Genomic DNA, 15,765 nt, shown 5'->3' with positions numbered 1-15,765 from the left:
CGCGACCGTCCTTCTTCCGGGGCGCGAGGAACTCGCGCAGGGGACTCCCGAGACCGCGGCCTGGCTGGTCATGTTCCTCCTGGACTTCAGTACCGTTTGGATACCCCTTCTCTGGATCGTCACGGGGCTTCTTCTCTTCTGCCCGCGCAGACGGCCCGGGGGATGGCTGACTTCCGGCCCGCTGCGTGGGAACAGCTCGGCCCGGAAGCGAATCGATGAACTGCGGACGGCACTCTCGGCCGCGGATGGGGCGCGGGTCGCTCTGCCGGACGCCGCCGTGCTCGCTGCCTGGGTGTGCGCACACCGGCGCTGGGCAACGGCACGACAGTTGCTGTACGGCCCGCCGGGCTTGGCAGCAGGCCTGATGCTCTACGGAGCGCTCGGAGGATGGGGCGGGCCTTTGCTTCCGACCACCGCTGCTGTCAGTGCCTGCTTGTTGGCCCTCACGGCTGCGGCGACAGCTGCTGAGGCGGTCTCGCGGCGCAGAGCGGATCCCTATGGAGAAGCCGCGTTCCGAGGTGTCGTGGCCCTGGAGGCACTGGTGCTGCCGGACAGCGCGGACAGCAGGGTCAGGACTCTGTGGGAGTCCCTCCGGGGGCGGGACCGGCGGCCGACGGGGTACTTCCCCGTGGACTGGTCGTACCGCACCGTCGAGGAGTTCTGTGTCGCGCTGGAACGGCTGGCGCGCTGTGCGGTGCTCAGCGGCGACCGGGTGGGCAGGGGGCGAAGGGAGGCCCAGGTCCGCGTGTACACGGCACATGTGTTGGAGTCCCTTGAGAATTACCGGCTGGCTGCCGTGGCGCACGCCGCCGCGGTCGATGCCTCAGCCGGCGCACCGGACCGCGGAGCCGACGAGAGTGCCGCGGTGCGTGAGGCTCGCAGCCGGGTGCTGTCTCTGGTCTCCGGTGTGCTGGCGGATGTCTGCCGAAACCGGTTGATCGTTCCGGAGCTGGCCTGGGAAGACTTGCCCGAGGACCGGCGGACAGCGCCGAGCCGTGGGACGCGGCGACAGACCGTCTGGCAGGCCGCAGCGGCCGTCACGATTCTGATCGTGCTAGCGGGCCTGTTCACCTGGGCCGGTGCACCCGGCGAGTTCGTCTCCCCGATTCTCTTCGGACTCAGTGGCGCCATCGGCATCCTTCTGCCCCGCGCGCGCTGGACGGCCTGACCCTACGGCCGGGCGATCACGGAACCCGGCGCCCCACACCCGCGTCGATCCCGCGCCTGTGACTGCAGGTGGCGGACTACACGCAAGGCCACAGGGGGAGGGGCACGATCCGCAGACCAGTTCTACGAGCGCGCCCGACGGATGAGCGGTGACGCGTCAGGCTGACGTGTGGCCCGCATGCCCCTCGCACGGGACCACCGCGTGACAACGACAAAGGCCCGGACTCAGTTGGACTGAGTTCGGGCCTTCATGCTTGGCAGGTCAGCAGGTTGAACACGCTGGTCTTGCTGAAGTGCCCCGGCAGGATTCGAACCTGCGCACACGGCTCCGGAGGCCCCGTGCGTCTCACGCGTTTCAGGAGGCCAGAGCCTCGGGGGTGCCTCTTCGTAGCTGATTGGTCCACAGATAGGCCGTGACTGGCTCGGCCAGCGATGCCTCGCCGTGTTGGTGGTCCTTATGGATTCGACTGTGATGGGCCTGCTGCTCCCTCGATGCAATGCTGGTGAAGCTGTCAGTGCGGTGATCTAGGGTCAACCCATGACCGCTAGCGTTGAAGTGATCAACCCCGGCGACGTGCGCACACGCACTGAGATCCGTGCAGCGTTCGGGGGAAGCCCGCAGGGAGGGATCTGTCCCTCTGACGACATGCACAGCGTCAACCTCTACTCGGACCCGGACGTCGGTGAGCAGGCTGGCTACTACGACGGCTGGTTGGCTGAGGAAGACGAGCTTGGGCCTGTCTTCGAGTACACCGGTGCCGGCAAGTCTGGCGACCAGACCTTTGACGGAGTCGCAGGCTCAGGTAACCGGGCGATTCTGCGGCACGCGGAGCAGGAACGGGTACTCCGCGTATTCACGCGGGTCGGCAAGCTGCCTGGAAGCGACACGAAGACGCACCGATACCTAGGGATGTTCACGCTGGACGGCATGCAGCCGTATGTGTGGCGCAGAGTCCATGGTGAGGACGGCGAGGAACGCAGTGTCGTTGTGTTCCGGCTGCGCCCCGAAGGTGCTGTCCAGCATGCCGCGCAAGACGTGATCCCTGTTGCCGAAGAGACCATTGCCGAGCTCGTTCCCTTTCAGGCCGTCACCGCGGCGATGTTCCAGTCAGAACCGGCGACAAGTGGCGCTCTGCCGCTTCCCAAGCAGCGCGTCCGCAAGGGGACTACCGGACGGAAGGCGGCTCCCAACGCGGAGACCAGCGGCACCTTTGTGGTTCCTGAGGCATTCGGCACCAAGCTGAGCATTCGTGCTGCCACGGCCGCCACGGTTGCCGTCCGGCATGAGGCTGAACTGACGCAGGCCTACAAGGCGCACCTGGAGTCTGCCGGACACCAAACCGGTGCCTTTCAGATCAAGGTGAAGGGCCTCACCTCAACGCTCCGTACCGACCTTTATGACGCGACGGATCACGTGCTGTACGAGGCGAAGGGATCGAACTCGCGAGAGGACATCCGGATGGCCCTGGGCCAGATCCTCGACTACAGCCGCTACGTCAAGACGCCGGAACATGAGGGTGAGCCCAAGCGTGCCATCCTGCTGCCTGCGGCTCCCGCGCCCGACGTGTATACGCTGCTCGATCGATATGACGTCGAGGTGGTATACCGATCCGACGATGGCCGTTTCGTTGGATCGCTAGTTCCTTAGGGCGGTCGCAACCGCAGCTAGCTCCTCTCCGCCGCCGCGTTGCTAGCAGGGGAGAGGAGCTAGCGCATGCTCGCTAAATCGTCCAATGCCTGGATAGCTGCCCCAATGGTGTGGCGCCAGAATAGGGGATGAGGTCGAGAGGATTCATCCATGCGTCTGAGAAATGGATGTTGAGATGAAGAGCCAGTGCAAGCAAGATGTCTTGTTCTGGTTCGGCATCTACCTGGAAAAGCGACGCGCCCGCCACCGGAGACCTGAAGAGTGAACCCGTGCGGGCATCTCCCCACTGCAAGTGCCCCTTGCCCGCAACCCACACGCTGTCCGGCCACTCAATAGGGTTTCGGCTTCGGCACCAGTCCACAAGATGGGCTCCGATGGTCTCCAACTTGAGGCTGTCGAACGCGACAACCATGCCCGACGTCGGGAAGAAGTCATATCTCTCGCCGTATGCCTTAGTGGAGCGAGGGATGATCCCAGAGATCGGCCGGTATGCCGTCTTGGGCATCTTGCGCATCCTGCTGATCTTGCTGCAGGCATCCGTGAGTTGTGTCCGATCGAGCTTGGTCTTGACTTCGACTACGCCGTACACGCATTCATTCGGGATGATGCGGAAACCCTGAAGGCTGGTAAATGGGGGTGTTCCGCGATCAATGAGGACAATGTCAGACTGCGGCGATACGTCGCCATTCGTTGCGATGACCTCTACATTGTGAACCGCTTCGACGTGAGTCGGTAGATATCCAGAAAGAAACTGCTGGATGAGGACCTCGCGCGACGTGCCGGCTTCGCCGTTGTGATTAAAGTTCTGAGACTGTTCAAAGTCGGCTCGCATCCTCTTCGCCACTGAACCTAGGATCTTTCCAAGCTTCTCTTGGGTCATGCACGGATCTTAAAGGTGTTGCCTGCTTGCCGGGAGATCAGAAGTGGCGGCGAGCGTGGCCTGAAATCAACTATTCGGCCTGTCTGGTTTAGGCCAGATCGCATCGTGGTTGTGGCTTGCGTTGGCGACTACTGCCACCCAGTCTCGGCCCTCGGCCTGAGTGCTGAGTCCCCAGGCCCTCTTGCGTAGCTCCGTTCCAGGAAGCACGGTTTGTGGGGATGCTGCTCGGCGCTTCGGCGCCACCAGGGGAGGGCGGTACGTCTTGGGCACAGCGACTTCATGGGCACGCACAACCTTCGGGGACGTGGCCGACCAGCTTGCCGAGGTGATTCCGCATTGCCTCGTAAGAGCCCACGACAGGGCTCGCCACGGACATGAAGGTGTCCACACTCAGACGCTGGAGGCGTATGGCCACGGCCTGCACGCCGTGCAGTACGAGGAGCTGGCAGCAGGCCTAGCTTCCATCGGTGATGCCACCCCCGTCCGCTTGCAGGGGCGTACGGTGATGATTGTCGGCGGCCAAGTGATCTACCCGATCCGTTACGCGAAGAAGGACGTGCCCGTCACTGCCGCCCGACTGCGTAAGGCTGTCGGCTTCCGTGCAGACCTCATACGCCGCCATGGACCGGAGCCGATGCAGCAAGCCTTCGACTTCGGCCTGGAGGAACTAGACGGGCCCGAGGCTCATCCAGACCTCGGACTTCTCCCTGAGGACGTCCGCCTAGTCCTCGTCGCCTATGCGTGCTCCATGGAACGCGGCATCATGCGCATCGAGTGGGGCTCCGCGGAACTGCGCCACGAAGACCGCTACCTCATCTGGCACCACCACGAACCACTTGTGCACAGCTCCAACGGGAGCCAGCTCTAACGGTGTTGATCAGCGGTCAGCCGGATTCGTATCAACCGACCACGCGAACCGTGCGAACCTTAGGGCTCGCCCTGGCCCCCGCCGTTGAGCGCTGTTCCCCGCCCTACCTGGCATGCGTCTGGCACGGCCGACCTTCTGATCCGTAGCTCTAGCCAGACCGGTCAGCGGCGGTCATACCGGCCGCTTCACGGCCTCGCCCATTCGTTACCAGTCAGGCTCGGTTGTTGTGGTTGCAGTACGCCGCTGCCGTACCGAGGCCCCTGCTGCGTCACTCAAAGGCTGGTGCGACGGAGCGGCATCGTCGCCCGAGTGCAAGGGTGACGCTCCCCACCAGCAGAGCTACCACGGGAGACGGTGCAGGTATCCGATCCCACCTCATCGCCGGCAATCAACCCCATCCAGAGGCCCGGTGAAACCAAGCTGCGACGCATAGAGTGGGGCGTGCAGCGTCCAACAGTCGCGCGCGGGAACCCACGGCGCCCGAAAACCCTGAACAAATAACCCAGGGGGGGAATTGTTCGAGACGGTAACCATCTCAGCAGATCAGGCAGCTACACTCCTTGAACGACAAGAGGGACATTTCCTCGACTTCAAGGACAAGAGAATCGCGCCAGCAAAAGTGGCTCGAGCCGTATCTGCTTTCTGTAACGCAGATGGCGGAGACCTCTACGTTGGCATAGGCGAGCGATCGCCAGGCTTTCAATGGGATGGTTTCAGTGACCCCGAAGATGCAAATCAGCTAATCCATGCACTTGAGGACGTCTCTCCTTTCGGAACGGACCTTGATGCAGAGTTTCTCCTTGCAGATCAACTGCCAGGATATGTTCTGCACATCAACGCGAGGAAATCTCGCGCCATCCGAAAGACAGCCGACGGAAAAATATACAAACGCCTTAGCGCTCAGAATACTCCCGTAATTTCCGAGGATGCACTTACCGCCCTACGCAGACAAAAAGGGCTTGAATCGTTCGAATCCGAGACCCTACCAATCGATGTAGACGTCGTAACGAACTCGGAAGCAATTATCGAGTACCTGCTTAGCGCTGTTCCCGTCGCAGAGCCCGAGACTTACCTCAGGAAGCAACATCTTCTGGCATCAGGAAAACCGGTCGTAGCCGCGGCCCTTCTCTTCGCTGATGAACCCCAGGCCTGCCTCCCGAAGCGATGCGGCATCAAGATTTACAGGTACAGCAGCGAGGAACAGTCCCGAGACAGGCTGGTGGAAGACCCGGTCACCGTCGAGGGAGCCCTCTACAAGCAGATCTACGACGCTGTCGACAAGACTGTCGAGATCGTCGCTGCGGCAGCCTATCTTGACGAGGATGGCCTTCGAAGCGTCAAGTACCCACACGAAGCCCTGCATGAGATCATCGCAAATGCCGTCCTGCATCGAGACTATTCAGTAACGGACGACATTCACATTCGAATCTTTGAGAATCGAATCGAGATCCAGAGCCCTGGGCGACTTCCTGGCCACATCACAACCAGCAATATTCTCGACGAGCGCCTCAGTAGAAATCCCTACCTGGTTCGCCATCTAAACCGCTTCCCGAATCCTCCAAATAAGGATGTAGGCGAAGGCCTAAACACTGCCTTCGAATCGATGAAGAAGCTGAACCTTCGGTCTCCCATCATCGAAGAAGGAGAAAATTCGGTCCTCGTAGTCGTTCGACATGAGAGCCTCGCTTCTCCCGCCCAGCAGGTCGTTGAGTATCTGAACAGCAGCGAGTCAATCAGAAATGAACAGGCTCGCAAGATGACTGGCATCGGAAGCGAAAGCAAGATGAAGAAGATCTTCGAGAGTTTGATCGAGGCGGGCGAAATCGAGCATAAGCCTGGAACAGCTGGTCGTGGGTACGCGTACCAGTTGAAGCAGAAACGCAGTGATTCGGTCTAGCTAACTGGGGGACACCTTGGCAGGGCCGTCAGAGTCAGGCGGCCCGCCATCGTCGCCCACCACTTACCCCAACTCCCATCCCGTCTGCCGTGGCTGCTCGGCTTGTCCTGGGCCGACGGCAGACGGGATGGGAGTTCCCCGCCTCAACCCTCCACGGGCCGGCCCCCGCTAACGGTGCCCCCGCCATCCCGGAGTCGGAGCGCCCCCGCCGGAGGCATGTCGGTGAGTGATGGCACCGCCGGCCGTATGGGACTGCCTCATGCCGTTTGGCCTATCCCGCCTTGCAGGGGCGGCCGGCGGCGGAGCGGAGCGCAGCCGGGTGCTTGATGAGGTAGAGAAACCTGTAACAGCTCGCTCTGTCATCGGCGGTCTTGCCGACCCAGCCACCAGCTGCTGGCATATGTGTGGCGACGGCACGCAGGGGGGGGCGACTGATGAGCGATCTGACGGTGCATCCGTGGAAGAGGCATGGCAAGGATCGGCTCTATGTGAACCTGCCGGACGGAACCGCTGTCGCTTGGGCGGATCGAGCGACGATGACCGTGACGATCAAGGTTCGGAAGTATCAGGACGAGGTTTTGGCTCTTCTTCAGCATCACCTCGGAGAGGGGCTTTCTGTCAGCTCCACCCCTTCGTCTCCTCGCGGACCCCGCCCTGCGGCTCCTTCTCGGCAGCCTGGACATCCCACTCACGCGACCCCGAAACACCGATCCGAACGGCCGGCGCCTCTCCCACCCCTCAGCCCTAGTGAGGACTTGGCCAGGAACCGGCCCGGCTCCCGGGTCGTCGGGATGATCGCCGAGCGAGGTCCGTCGACAGTTCAACGGCTCAAGGCGAAGTTACTGCGGCAGTCCTCGGAGTGGGACAGCTGGTACGCCGGCCTGGAAGGCGAACGACGGGTGGGACGCGAGCTGGAACGCCTGTCCCCACTCGGTTGGCGGGTGCTTCACGGCGTCGAGAAGAGCAACGGCGGAGACATCGACCACTTGCTGATCGGCCCCGGCGGCGTGTTCAGCATCAACACCAAGAACCACCAGGGCGCCTCGGTCTGGGTCGGCGACTCGATGGCCAAAGTCAACGGCGGGAAGCCACGGCCGTACGCTGCGGCGAGCCGGGCAGAGGCGGACTTCGTGCGGCGGGTGCTGGGGCGGTACTGCGCCTTCGAGGTGCCCGTCGAACCGGTCCTGGTCTTCGTCGGCATCGCATCCCTGAACCGAGCAGCGACGCAGTATGCCGTCCGCATCTACCAGGAGAGGGAAGTGGCGGCTCTGGGCCCGCTCGCCGGAAAGCTCACTCCGGAGCAGGTGGAGCACGTACACAGCGTCGCTCGTCACCGACGTGTCTGGCTACGCGCCTGAAGCCATGCCGGCACGGTCGTTCGTAGGCCTCGGCCACGCTGTTCGGGACGTGCTGGCTGATCATGTAGCCCTGTTCGGGGGAGACCAGCAGCCGCTGCAACGCGCCGACCAGCATGTCGATGACCAGACGGGCATGCCCTATGGAGTCGACGTACGCCGGGATGTACTCCGGGGGCTTCCAGTCGGCCGAGGTCGTGGGGCTGGTCGAGTCGGATCTGACGCTGCCGGAATCCGGTTGGGGAACCGCTGTGCTCCACCGGACTCGACCCAGTGCGGGCCAGAGGTGGACCGATTCAGGGGAGAGCCACGACGACCGCGGGCTGAAAGAACCGGCCCGCCAAGGAGGTGCGGCGTGTGCTGATCCCGCCCCAGCTCGTCTCCGTCCTTCAGAGGCACATCGACACCTTCGGGGCGGCCGAGGACGGGCGGCTTTTCTTCAGCGAGTGTGGGGGAGTGGTGTCGTCTTCGACGTACTACCGGGCCTGGCAGGAGGCGCGGCTCCTGGCTCTGCCGCCGGCCGTCGTCGCGTCCCCGCTCGCGCGGCGACCGTATGACCTTCGGCACTCCGCTCTCTCTGCCTGGCTCAACGCGGGCGTCGACCCGACCGAGGTTGCGGCGCGAGCGGGCAACAGTGTGGAGGTCCTGCTCGGCCGGTACGCCAAGTGCCTCGACGGCCGCCAGGAGGTCGGCAACCGGCGGATCGAGGAGCTGCTCCGCGAGTACGAGTGAGAGGTGGGCCGTTGTGGCCCGAGGCCCCTGGGGAAACCCGGGGGCCTTCGTGTTTCCCTGGCTGACCTGGGGAGTTGTGGAGAGGTCCAGGCCGCGAATAGGCCGCAGAGGCTGTCATGGGGCTGCATCGCTTGGCACATGGCTGCGCATACGCGAAGACCCCGGTCTCAGCGTTGCCGCTGATGGCGGGGTCTTTGGGCACTTCTTGCGAAGTGCCCCCGGCAGGATTCGAACCTGCGCACACGGCTCCGGAGGCCGTTGCTCTATCCCCTGAGCTACGGGGGCGTGTCGTTCGCGTTGCGGCGACGGGTTGAACACTACCAGCTTCCGCGGGGTGATCAGGAACGGATTGCGGGGCTGGGGGAAGTGGGTCGCTCTGAGGGGGTGGAAGTGGCAAAAACCCGGACGCGGGGGCCGCCCCGGACCTACTCTCGAGTTGTGCCAGGCGTCTCGGGCCGGGTGCTTGTTGTCGACGACAACAAGGTCATCCGGCAGCTGATCAAGGTCAATCTCGAGCTGGAGGGCTTCGAGGTCGTGACCGCGAACGATGGTGTCGAGTGCCTGGACATGGTCCACCGGGTGTGTCCGGATGTGATCACCCTTGATGTGGTCATGCCGCGGCTCGACGGGTTCGGGGCCGCCGCGCGGTTGCGGGCCGATCCGCGGACGCGGCATCTGCCGCTCGCGATCGTGAGCGCCTGTACGCAGAACGAGGTGGAGGCCGGCATCGCCGCCGGGGTGGACGCGTTCATCGCGAAGCCCTTCGAGCCCGCCGAGTTGGTGCGTGTCGTGCGCCGGCTGGTCGAGAGGAAGGACCGGTGGGAGCGGAAAGGAGCTCCCGCCGGGAGAGGCAGAGGGTGAGGGCGAGGGTGAGGGGGAGGGCGAGGGGAAGTCGTAGGGGGAGTCGTGGGGGCGGCTTTCCTGTGGTGGTGGGTGGTGGTGTTCACATGGCGAAACCCTTCGCGTGACGCGGGGGTCTCTCCCCTAGGCTGGGTCCCGTGACCCCCGCTGACCTCTCCCGTACCGTCGTGCGCGCCGTGCGCCGCGCCGTCGAGGAGGGTGAGCTGCCGGCCGGGACCGGGGTTCCGGAGCGGGTGGTCGTCGACCGGACGCGGCCCGGTGGGGTGGGGGAGTACGCCACCGCCGTCGCCTTCCAGATCGCCAAGCGGGCCGGGACGGCTCCCGCCGAGGTGGCCCGGGTGATCGCCGGGATGCTGGCCGGGGTCCCCGGCATCGAGCGCGTCGAGATCACCGGCGCCGGGTTCCTGAACTTCGTACTGGCCGAGCGGTCCGCCGCCGAGCTGGTGCGCGAGGTGCGCGAGCGCGGGGCGCGGTACGGGTTCGCGTCGCCCGACGGGGAGCTTCGGGCGCGGGTGGTGGGGGACGCCGTGCGGCGGATCCTGTGGAGCCAGGGGCAGGAGGGTGGCGGCAGGCTTTCCGTTGCGCCGCTCGCGCGGCGGGACCGGGGGGTCGTCGCCCTGTACGGGGCCGACGCCGCCGCCTGGGCGATGCTCGCGGTGGCGCCGCACGAGACGGCCGTCTTCTCCCCGCGGCTGCTCCTCCAGGACGAGGCCGCCAACGAGTTCTTCCGCGTCCGGTACGCCCACGCCCGCAGCCGGGCCCTCACCGTCAACGCCGCGCAGTTGGGGTTCTCCGCCGAGCCCGGGCCCGTGGGCGGCGAGGGCGGGGCGGTGGTGCGGGGGCTGCTCGACCACCCGCTCGTGCTCGAAGCCGCCGCGCACCACCGGGCGCCCGAGCGGGTCGTGCGGCATCTCGTCGAGCTGGCCGACGCCCTGCTCGACTTCCAGTACCGCGTCCTGCCCAAGGGGGACGAGAAACCCTCGGCCGCCCATCGGGCCCGGCTGGCTCTTGCCGAAGCCGCCGGGACGGTGCTGGCCGGCGGCCTGGCCCTGCTCGGCATAGACGCTCCCGACTGCCTGTGATCAGCCTGTGATCAGTGAAGAGAGATTCCGATGAGCCGTTCCGCGCACCCCGCCGGGCCCCGCCACGCCGACGTCCTGCCCGAGGGGCACTACTCCCCGCCGCCCGCCGACCTCAACGCGCTCGACGAGAAGGTCTGGTCGCGCACCGTCGGCCGCGGCGAGGACGGCGTCGTGAGCGTGGGCGGCGTACCGGTGACCGAGCTCGCGCAGGAGTTCGGCACCCCGGCCTTCTTCCTCGACGAGGAGGACTTCCGGGCCCGCTGCCGCGCCTGGGCGCACGCCTTCGGGCCGGACGCCGACGTGTTCTACGCCGGCAAGGCGTTCCTCTCCAAGGCCGTCGTGAAGTGGCTGAAGGAAGAGGGGCTCAACCTCGACGTGTGCTCCGGCGGGGAGCTGACCACCGCCCTCGCCGCCGGGATGCCCGCCGCGCGGATCGCCTTCCACGGGAACAACAAGTCCGTCGCCGAGGTCACCCGCGCCGTCGAGGCGGGCGTCGGGCGCATCGTGCTCGACTCCTTCCAGGAGATCGCCCGCGTCGCGCACATCGCCCGGGAGCGCGGCGTGCGCCAGCCCGTGCAGATCCGGGTGACCGTCGGCGTCGAAGCGCACACGCACGAGTTCATCGCCACCGCGCACGAGGACCAGAAGTTCGGCATCGCCGTCGCCGACGGCTCCGCCGCCGAGGCGGTCCGGCGTGCCCTCGGGCACGACAGCCTGGAGCTGCTCGGCGTCCACTCCCACATCGGCTCCCAGATCTTCGACATGGCCGGCTTCGAGGTGTCCGCCAAGCGCGTCGTACGGCTGCTGGCCGCCGTGCGCGACGAGCACGGCGTCGAACTCCCCGAGATCGACCTCGGCGGCGGGCTCGGCATCGCCTACACCTCCGCCGACGACCCGCGCGAGCCGCACGAGATCGCCAAGGCGCTGCACGAGATCGTCGCCCGCGAGTGCGAGGCGGCGGGCCTGCGCGCCCCGCGGATCTCCGTCGAGCCGGGGCGCGCGATCGTGGGCCCCACCGCCTTCACGCTGTACGAGGTCGGGACCATCAAGCCCCTCGAAGGGCTGCGGACGTACGTCTCCGTCGACGGCGGCATGTCCGACAACATCCGTACGGCCCTCTACGACGCCGAGTACGCGGTCACCCTGGTCTCCCGTACCTCCGACGCCGAGCCCATGCTCGTCCGCGTCGTCGGCAAGCACTGCGAGAGCGGCGACATCGTCGTCAAGGACGCGTTCCTGCCGGCGGACCTCGCGCCCGGTGACCTCCTCGCGGTGCCGGCCACCGGGGCGTACTGCCGGTCGATGGCCAGCAACTACAACCACGCGCTCCGCCCGCCCGTCGTCGCCGTGCGCGACGGACAGGGGCGCGTGATCGTCCGGCGCGAGACGGAGGAAGATCTCCTGCGCCTCGACCTCGGATGATGAAATAGGTGTCTCACTCAATGGACCGAGGATGGAAACTGCTGTCCATTGAGTGAGACTGGGTGACACCCGGTGCGCAAAACGCGCACCGGGAGCGATGGAAGATCGAAAGGCGTAGGTCGAATGATGCGTACGCGTCCGCTGAAGGTGGCGCTGCTGGGCTGTGGAGTGGTCGGCTCAGAGGTGGCGCGCATCATGACGACGCACGCCGACGACCTCACGCAGAGGATCGGCGCGCCCGTCGAGCTCGCCGGCGTGGCCGTGCGCCGCCCCTCGAAGGTGCGCGAGGGCATCGATCCCGCGCTGATCACCACCGATGCGACCGCCCTCCTCAAACGGGGTGACATCGACGTCGCCATCGAGGTCATCGGCGGCATCGAGCCGGCCCGCGGCCTGATCACCACCGCCTTCGAGCACGGCATCTCCGTCGTCTCGGCCAACAAGGCGCTGCTCGCCCAGGACGGCGCCGCGCTGCACGCCGCCGCCGAGCGGCACGGCCTGGACCTCTATTACGAGGCCGCCGTCGCCGGCGCCATCCCGCTGGTCCGCCCGCTGCGCGAGTCCCTCGCGGGCGACAAGATCAACCGGGTGATGGGCATCGTCAACGGCACGACGAACTTCATCCTCGACAAGATGGACTCGACGGGAGCCGGCTACCAGGAGGCGCTCGACGAGGCCACCGCCCTCGGGTACGCCGAGGCCGACCCCACCGCCGATGTCGAGGGCTACGACGCCGCCGCCAAGGCCGCGATCCTGGCCGGCATCGCCTTCCACACCCGGGTCCGCCTCGACGACGTCTACCGCGAGGGCATGACCGAGGTCAGCGCCGCCGACTTCGCCTCCGCCAAGCGGATGGGCTGCACCATCAAGCTCCTGGCCATCCTGGAGCGTGCCGCCGACGGCGCGTCCGTCACCGCCCGCGTGCACCCGGCGATGATCCCGCTCAGCCACCCGCTCGCCTCCGTCCGCGAGGCGTACAACGCCGTCTTCGTCGAGGCGGAGGCCGCCGGGCGGCTCATGTTCTACGGCCCGGGCGCGGGCGGTTCGCCGACCGCGTCCGCGGTCCTCGGCGACCTCGTCGCCGTCTGCCGCAACAAGATCGCCGAGGCAACGGGGCCCGGCGAGTCGGCGTACACCCAGCTGCCGGTCAGCCCGATGGGCGACGTCGTCACCCGGTACCACATCAGCCTCGACGTGGCCGACAAGCCGGGCGTCCTCGCCCAGGTGGCGACGACGTTCGCGGAGCACGGTGTGTCGATCGACACTGTCCGCCAGCAAGGACGTCCGGACGGGGTCGGCAATGAGGCCTCCCTCGTCGTCGTTACCCACCGCGCCCCCGACGCCGCCCTCTCCGGGACCGTCGAGGCGCTGCGGAAGCTGGACACCGTCCGCGGTGTGGCCAGCATCATGCGCGTTGAAGGGGAGTAAAGGACCCATGAGCAGCAATCGCACCCACCAGTGGCGCGGCATCATCGAGGAGTACCGGGACCGCCTGCCGGTGACGGACACGACCCCGGTGGTCACGCTCCGTGAGGGCGGTACTCCCCTCGTCCCGGCGCAGGTGCTCTCCGAGCGCACCGGCTGCGAGGTGCACCTCAAGGTCGAGGGCGCGAACCCGACGGGGTCCTTCAAGGACCGCGGCATGACCATGGCGATCACCCGGGCCAAGGAGGAGGGCGCCAAGGCCGTCATCTGCGCCTCCACCGGCAACACCTCCGCCTCGGCCGCCGCCTACGCGGTGCGCGCCGGGATGGTCTGCGCGGTGCTCGTGCCGCGCGGCAAGATCGCGCTGGGCAAGATGGGCCAGGCCCTGGTGCACGGCGCCAAGATCCTGCAGGTGGACGGCAACTTCGACGACTGCCTCGACCTCGCCCGCGCGCTGTCCGACAACTACCCGGTCGCGCTGGTCAATTCCGTGAACCCGGTGCGCATCGAGGGCCAGAAGACGGCCGCGTTCGAGATCGTCGACGCGCTCGGCGACGCCCCCGACATCCATGTGCTGCCCGTCGGCAACGCCGGCAACATCACCGCGTACTGGAAGGGCTTCAAGGAGTACAAGGCCGACGGCCTGGCCTCCCGTACGCCCCGCGTGTGGGGCTTCCAGGCTTCCGGTTCCGCGCCCATCGTGCGCGGCGAGGTCGTCAAGGAGCCTCACACCATCGCCACGGCGATCCGGATCGGCAACCCGGCTTCCTGGGACTACGCCCTGGCCGCGCGGGACGAGTCGGGCGGCTTCATCGACGAGGTGACGGACCGCCAGATCCTGGCGGCGTACCGGCTGTTGGCCGCCCAAGAGGGCGTCTTCGTCGAGCCCGCCTCGGCCGCCTCGGTCGCCGGTCTGCTCAAGGCCGCCGAGCTCGGCCTGGTCGACCCGGGCCAGAAGATCGTGTGCACCGTCACGGGCAACGGTCTGAAGGACCCCGACTGGGCCGTCGCCGGCGCCCCGCAGCCGATCACCGTCCCGGTCGACGCCGAGGCCGCCGCGGTCCGTCTCGGCCTGGTCTGACGCGGTAACCCCGTTGCCGGGTTCCGGCAGGCGCGGAGATGACTCCGCACGCCCGCCGGAATCCGGCAACTCGCCCCGTAAAGCACCAGAAGTCCACCAGAAGTCCACCAGAAGTGAAGGCGGAACGGCCGGATCCGCGCGGAGGGGCCGACACGCATCGTGCGCCTCCCGTGCGCCCTATGTCGCGAGAGAACCTTCCTTCGATACGCTGTACTTACATCCGCCACCGCGCATATGACCGCGGTGCTGCCCCAAGGGCCTTCGGGTGTCGTACGTTCTCCAGTACATTCGCAGCGAAGATCCCGCCCGTCACCCGATCTCGCACAGTCACAAGGAGTGTCATCAACCGATGGCAGGTCCCGCGTTCCGCGCCGCCGCCGTACGGGTGCGCGTCCCCGCCAGCAGTGCCAACCTCGGCCCCGGCTTCGACGCCCTCGGTCTGGCCCTGGGGCTCTACGACGACGTGGTCGTCCGGGTGGCCGACTCCGGCCTGAACATCGACATCGCGGGCGAGGGCGCCGACACCCTGCCGCGCGACGAGAGCCACCTCCTCGTACGTTCCATGCGCACCGCGTTCGACCTGCTGGGCGGTCAGCCGCGCGGCCTTGAGGTCGTCTGCGCCAACCGCATCCCGCACGGCCGCGGCCTCGGCTCCTCCTCCGCCGCCATCTGCGCCGGAATCGTCGCCGCCCGCGCCGTGACCATAGGCGGCGAGGCCAGGCTCGACGACGCGGCGCTGCTGGAACTCGCCTCCGAGATCGAGGGCCACCCCGACAACGTCGCGGCCTGTCTGCTCGGTGGATTCACCCTGGCGTGGACGGACGGCGGCAGCGCCAAGGCCATCAGGATGGAGCCCTCGGATTCCATCGTTCCGGTGGTCTTCGTCCCCTCCAAGCCCGTCCTCACCGAGACCGCGCGCGGCCTGCTGCCGCGCAACGTCCCGCACGTGGACGCGGCCGCCAACGCGGGCCGCGCGGCCCTGCTCGTCGAAGCCCTGACCAGGCGTCCCGAGCTGCTGCTCCCCGCGACCGAAGACCGGCTCCACCAGGAGTACCGGTCCCCGGCGATGCCCGAGAGCGTGGCACTCGTCAACCGGCTGCGGGCGGACGGCATCCCCGCGGTCATCTCCGGCGCGGGCCCCACGGTCCTCGCGCTGGCCGACAACGGTGCGGCCGACAAGGTCGCGCAGCTCGCGGGCGAGGGGTGGGCGGCCAACAGGCTGGCCCTCGACGCCGCGGGCGCGAGTGTCCTTCCGCTGGGCACCCAGGGCGGCTAGGCCGTCAGGGTGCGCCGTGAAAGCGGGCGGTCAGGGCAGGCCGCCCGCCCGGAAGGCGCGATTGCCGGTGA

General features: G+C 66.9%; 12 protein-coding genes, 1 tRNA gene and 2 pseudogenes. 12 read left to right on the top strand and 3 right to left on the bottom strand.

Features of this window, described 5'->3' with window-relative positions:
• The first annotated feature begins 628 nt into the window (after positions 1–628).
• Entirely contained in the window at positions 629–1,168 is a 540-nt protein-coding gene (locus tag IE248_RS01890) for a hypothetical protein (RefSeq protein WP_190029833.1), read from the top strand.
• Positions 1,169–1,705: 537 nt separating this feature from the next.
• Positions 1,706–2,815: an SRA domain-containing endonuclease gene (locus IE248_RS01885; RefSeq protein ID WP_190029832.1), complete on the top strand. Its 1,110-nt coding sequence runs from the start codon at positions 1,706–1,708 to the stop codon at positions 2,813–2,815.
• Between the two features lie 73 nt (positions 2,816–2,888).
• On the opposite strand, the gene IE248_RS01880 is transcribed toward IE248_RS01885, so the two are convergent.
• Positions 2,889–3,695, bottom strand: a complete 807-nt coding sequence (locus IE248_RS01880; RefSeq protein WP_190029831.1) for a DUF6602 domain-containing protein — start codon at positions 3,693–3,695, stop codon at positions 2,889–2,891.
• Between the two features lie 304 nt (positions 3,696–3,999).
• Here IE248_RS01880 and IE248_RS01875 point away from each other — a divergent pair, with 304 nt between their 5' ends.
• From IE248_RS01875 to IE248_RS37125, 3 genes are all read left to right on the top strand, one after another.
• A complete protein-coding gene (locus tag IE248_RS01875; RefSeq protein WP_229895085.1) occupies positions 4,000–4,563 on the top strand; it encodes a hypothetical protein in 564 nt (187 codons plus the stop codon).
• A 514-nt stretch (positions 4,564–5,077) separates the two neighbouring features.
• Entirely contained in the window at positions 5,078–6,460 is a 1,383-nt protein-coding gene (locus tag IE248_RS01870; protein ID WP_190029829.1) for an RNA/DNA-binding domain-containing protein, read from the top strand.
• A 791-nt stretch (positions 6,461–7,251) separates the two neighbouring features.
• Positions 7,252–7,818 (top strand): nuclease-related domain-containing protein, encoded by a 567-nt coding sequence (locus tag IE248_RS37125; RefSeq protein WP_229895084.1) that lies wholly within the window; start codon positions 7,252–7,254, stop codon positions 7,816–7,818.
• Here the strand turns inward: IE248_RS37125 and IE248_RS37120 are convergent.
• Positions 7,751–7,975 (bottom strand): annotated as a pseudogene (locus IE248_RS37120) (hypothetical protein); the annotation flags it as partial. The gene IE248_RS37125 and the pseudogene IE248_RS37120 overlap by 68 nt on opposite strands.
• On the opposite strand from IE248_RS37120, the pseudogene IE248_RS01860 reads away from it, so the two are divergent.
• Positions 7,971–8,547: pseudogene (locus tag IE248_RS01860) on the top strand (site-specific integrase); the annotation flags it as partial. The pseudogenes IE248_RS37120 and IE248_RS01860 sit on opposite strands and share 5 nt — an antisense overlap.
• A 213-nt stretch (positions 8,548–8,760) precedes the next feature.
• On the opposite strand, the gene IE248_RS01855 reads toward IE248_RS01860, so the two are convergent.
• A tRNA-Arg gene (locus IE248_RS01855) sits at positions 8,761–8,832 on the bottom strand.
• Between the two features lie 72 nt (positions 8,833–8,904).
• Between IE248_RS01855 and IE248_RS01850 the strand changes: the two genes are divergently transcribed.
• The 6 genes from IE248_RS01850 to thrB all read left to right on the top strand — a co-directional run bounded on the left by IE248_RS01850 (position 8,905) and on the right by thrB (position 15,694).
• Positions 8,905–9,408: a response regulator gene (locus IE248_RS01850; RefSeq protein WP_190030055.1), complete on the top strand. Its 504-nt coding sequence runs from the start codon at positions 8,905–8,907 to the stop codon at positions 9,406–9,408.
• 137 nt (positions 9,409–9,545) lie between these two features.
• The gene (gene nrtL, locus IE248_RS01845) at positions 9,546–10,490 is read left to right on the top strand and encodes an ArgS-related anticodon-binding protein NrtL (protein WP_190029827.1); all 945 of its coding nucleotides are present in this window, start codon (positions 9,546–9,548) and stop codon (positions 10,488–10,490) included.
• A 30-nt stretch (positions 10,491–10,520) separates the two neighbouring features.
• Positions 10,521–11,912, top strand: a complete 1,392-nt coding sequence (lysA, locus tag IE248_RS01840) for a diaminopimelate decarboxylase (protein WP_008738137.1) — start codon at positions 10,521–10,523, stop codon at positions 11,910–11,912.
• 123 nt (positions 11,913–12,035) lie between these two features.
• A complete protein-coding gene (locus tag IE248_RS01835) occupies positions 12,036–13,340 on the top strand; it encodes a homoserine dehydrogenase (RefSeq protein ID WP_190029826.1) in 1,305 nt (434 codons plus the stop codon).
• 7 nt (positions 13,341–13,347) lie between these two features.
• Entirely contained in the window at positions 13,348–14,418 is a 1,071-nt protein-coding gene (gene thrC, locus IE248_RS01830) for a threonine synthase (protein ID WP_073798283.1), read from the top strand.
• Positions 14,419–14,767: 349 nt separating this feature from the next.
• Positions 14,768–15,694 (top strand): homoserine kinase, encoded by a 927-nt coding sequence (gene thrB, locus IE248_RS01825; protein WP_008738141.1) that lies wholly within the window; start codon positions 14,768–14,770, stop codon positions 15,692–15,694.
• Positions 15,695–15,765 lie beyond the last annotated feature (71 nt).

The sequence above is a fragment of the Streptomyces goshikiensis genome, from assembly GCF_014650555.1.
GTDB lineage: Bacteria > Actinomycetota > Actinomycetes > Streptomycetales > Streptomycetaceae > Streptomyces > Streptomyces goshikiensis.
Note: the sequence above shows the minus strand (reverse complement) of the source record. Positions and strands in the feature narration are given on the sequence as shown.